This window comes from Hyella patelloides LEGE 07179, assembly GCF_900659865.1.
In the GTDB taxonomy this organism is placed as follows: domain Bacteria; phylum Cyanobacteriota; class Cyanobacteriia; order Cyanobacteriales; family Xenococcaceae; genus Hyella; species Hyella patelloides.
Genome location: NZ_LR214219.1, coordinates 1 through 2,910, shown reverse-complemented (window position 1 = coordinate 2,910; position 2,910 = coordinate 1). Strand labels below are relative to the sequence as shown.

Below are 2,910 nucleotides of genomic sequence, written 5' to 3'. Positions count from 1 at the left end.
TTTTAGGGGTTTTTCGCCATTTTTACTTAACTTTTTGCTGCGCCCAAAATCCTTGTAACCTTTATTTGCTCAAGGTTGTCAAGTTATTCAGCAAACCCTAACTACAAAAAAACAATCATGAAAAAACTAATCTTAAGTTTTTTAGCTTTTGCCTGTAGTCCTGCTCAGAGTGATACTCAAGCTGCTGCTCCTGCTCCAACTGAGACGGCACAGAATAAACAAGAAAGCACTGCTACTGTCAATTTAGTCAGTCCCGAACCTCAGTCAGAAATTCCAATGGGTGAAGCTGAAATGGTTTTAGAAGTGGTAGATAGTAACGGCGAACCAGTAAAAGTAGAAAACTTAGACGTTAGCGCGATGATGCCAATGGACGGTATGGAAGACATGATGGGCAAAGTTGAGGTAACACCCGCAGATGAACCAGGACGTTTTAAAGCTACTACCTATTTTGGAATGCAGGGAACTTGGAACGTAGTTGCCAGCGTTAAAGATCCTCAATATCAGGCGAATCAAGAATTTACTTTTGAAGTGAAATAAAAGATTAAATGGCGATCGTCTTAACCCTCAAATCATCGATAAAAGCGATCGCTTTTTATCCATTTTCGACAAATTGTAGATATAATGTAGATACGAGATAAGGAGAAAAATAATTATGTCAATTGTTGCCAAGTGGGGAAATAGCCTCGCAATACGTATTCCCAAGAATATAGCGGATAAAATTAATCTCAAAGAAGGGACTGCCATTTCTATCGATGCCACTGACAACAATATAGTTATTACTCCCGAAAAAACTCAATACACTCTAGAAGAATTATTAGCAGGGGTAACCAGTGAAGATTTTGATGGTGAATATGATTGGGGAGAGGCAGTAGGTGAAGAAGTCTGGTAGCAAAAGCTATATTCCCAGTCGAGGAGATATTGTTTGGTTAGATTTTAATCCCCGTACAGGAAGAGAGCAAGCGGGACATCGCCCTGCTATTGTCATATCTCCCAAGCAGTTTAATTCTTTGTCCTCTCTTGTATTTGTTTGCCCGATTACCAGTAAAGTTAAAGGTTTTAGCTTTGAAACCTTATTACCAAAAGAAATGCAAACTAAAGGAGTGGTTTTAATTCATCATCTTAGAAGTGTTGACTGGAAAAATAGAGGCATTAAATTTATTGAATCTGCACCTGTTTCTGTCATGGAAGAAATTTGTGCTAAATTAGAACCTTTAATTTTCAAAATTTGAATAGATCCTTTTAAAGAGCAAGCACAATGAATTTAGATGAACAATTTAGAAACGTTGTTCGCATACCTTTTTGTCTTCTCTGCGTAGATGACTTAAAGCCGATAGTCTTAGCTTTCTGGTATAAAAATTATACTCCAAAACTCAGCGATCTTAATGTTGATTTGGTGTGATTGTTTTCATTTTTATTTATCAGAACTATAATTCAACTAAATAAAGTAAAGAGATATATATTTTGAGAAATAATTATGTTACAGGAAATCATGAGCTACATAATTATATTTTGGATTGGTTTTAGCTTTTTGTTTCCTCCTTTTGCAATTCTTTTTTTTGTTTTTATCCTTCTGTTACCACAAATAATAAATAATCTTAAACACCTATTTATTTATATTTTTATTATAGGAATTTTGCTTTATTTTTGGAATCATGAAATGCACAATGCTTATATAAAACATACAGATAAACAGTTAGATGATTTTGCAGATTTGAGTTTAGCAATTTCTCAAATATTTACTTTCTTTCTTAACTTGTCATTGGTTATTGGTACGATAGTTAGATTTGTGCAGCTTTCTGTCCAACTATACAAAAGATATAAAAGAATCAAATTCATCAAAAAGCATCGCAAATCTAGAATAAGTTAGCACGATCACATATTTGTAGGTTCTTTCTTCAATGGAGATCTGCATTTAGATTAAAGCGATCGCCTTACTAATAAATCAAAGATTTCATAGTGATTTAATTTTCTTGTGTCATCGTAGTTGGAAGTGAAGCAATTCAATCTGCCTAAAACTTCCAATCCATGAAAACCTTTTTCACCCGTTGGTCAATTCGCAATCCCGTTATTACAGTAGCCCTCTATATTGGGGTGCTGATTCTCTCTGTTTTGACCTTAATAGTCATTCCCGTGCGGATGATGCCCTATGTGCAGAGTCCTTTGGTGGCGGTAATTACTAGAACTCCTGGTTCGTCGCCGATGGAGGTGGAAACCTATATCAGCAAACCTATCGAACAGCGCATGACTGTCCTCGATGGGGTGCGTTTTGTACGTTCTAGTTCCCAGCAGGATTTATCTATAGTAACGGTGCAGTTTGCCTGGGGTGGAGATGTAGATAAGGCTGTTCGGGATGTCCAAAGCGTGATGAAATCGGCAGAGGGGGATTTACCGATTGATGGGATTAACACCCGCTCTTATTGGGTATTGCCAATAGATCCCCTTAATCGTCCCGTCCTAACTTTGGCACTCAAGGCTGAAGATTGGGATCGGGTAAAGCTGCGGGAGTTTGCTGATAATACCCTAGTCGATCGCCTGACAAGCGTACAAGATGTTCAGTCTGTCTTTATTACGGGGGGTTATCGGCGACAGCTACAGGTAAATGTCGCTCGCCAGAAGTTAGCAGCATACGGACTTTCGATTCTTCAGGTTAGAGATGCGATTGACAATTTGAATCGATACTGTTAGAACAGCCTGAAGTCGAGAAAGTATCTTCCAACGTTGGTTTTGAGATTACTCGCAACAGTACCTACTTTAGCGGTTACAGTATGGGTAGCGTTAATACGGCTTCTTCCGTTGTTACTCTCAAGGATTTAAACGAACGCGGTCGCGCAGCGCCAGCCTTGGCTGTCCGCGATATTTGGCAGATTATGGATGGGGTGGAAGCTAAAGCCCGTCGCACTATTCCTGGTT

At 38.4% G+C, this 2,910-nt stretch carries 4 protein-coding genes and 1 pseudogene; all 5 read left to right on the top strand.

What is annotated here, in order from left to right; all coding sequences use genetic code 11:
- Nucleotides 1-117 precede the first annotated feature (117 nt).
- Complete coding sequence (locus tag H1P_RS32415) at nucleotides 118-537, top strand: FixH family protein (RefSeq protein ID WP_144875464.1); 420 nt, start codon at nucleotides 118-120, stop codon at nucleotides 535-537.
- Nucleotides 538-652: 115 nt separating this feature from the next.
- On the top strand, nucleotides 653-889 hold the full coding sequence (locus tag H1P_RS32410; RefSeq protein ID WP_144875462.1) for an AbrB/MazE/SpoVT family DNA-binding domain-containing protein: 237 nt from the start codon (nucleotides 653-655) through the stop codon (nucleotides 887-889).
- Nucleotides 873-1,229: a type II toxin-antitoxin system PemK/MazF family toxin gene (locus H1P_RS32405; protein ID WP_144875460.1), complete on the top strand. Its 357-nt coding sequence runs from the start codon at nucleotides 873-875 to the stop codon at nucleotides 1,227-1,229. Before H1P_RS32410 ends, H1P_RS32405 begins: the two co-directional genes overlap by 17 nt.
- A gap of 245 nt (nucleotides 1,230-1,474) precedes the next feature.
- A complete protein-coding gene (locus H1P_RS36895) occupies nucleotides 1,475-1,867 on the top strand; it encodes a hypothetical protein (protein ID WP_186376278.1) in 393 nt (130 codons plus the stop codon).
- A 158-nt stretch (nucleotides 1,868-2,025) separates the two neighbouring features.
- Nucleotides 2,026-2,673: pseudogene (locus tag H1P_RS32400) on the top strand (efflux RND transporter permease subunit); the annotation flags it as partial.
- Nucleotides 2,674-2,910 lie beyond the last annotated feature (237 nt).

What these genes read in the sequence shown, in the direction of transcription:
- H1P_RS32415 (WP_144875464.1), top strand. Translation starts at nt 118, where the DNA reads ATGAAAAAACTAATCTTAAGTTTTTTAGCTTTTGCCTGTAGTCCTGCT.
- H1P_RS32410 (WP_144875462.1), top strand. Translation starts at nt 653, where the DNA reads ATGTCAATTGTTGCCAAGTGGGGAAATAGCCTCGCAATACGTATTCCC.
- H1P_RS36895 (WP_186376278.1), top strand. Translation starts at nt 1,475, where the DNA reads ATGTTACAGGAAATCATGAGCTACATAATTATATTTTGGATTGGTTTT.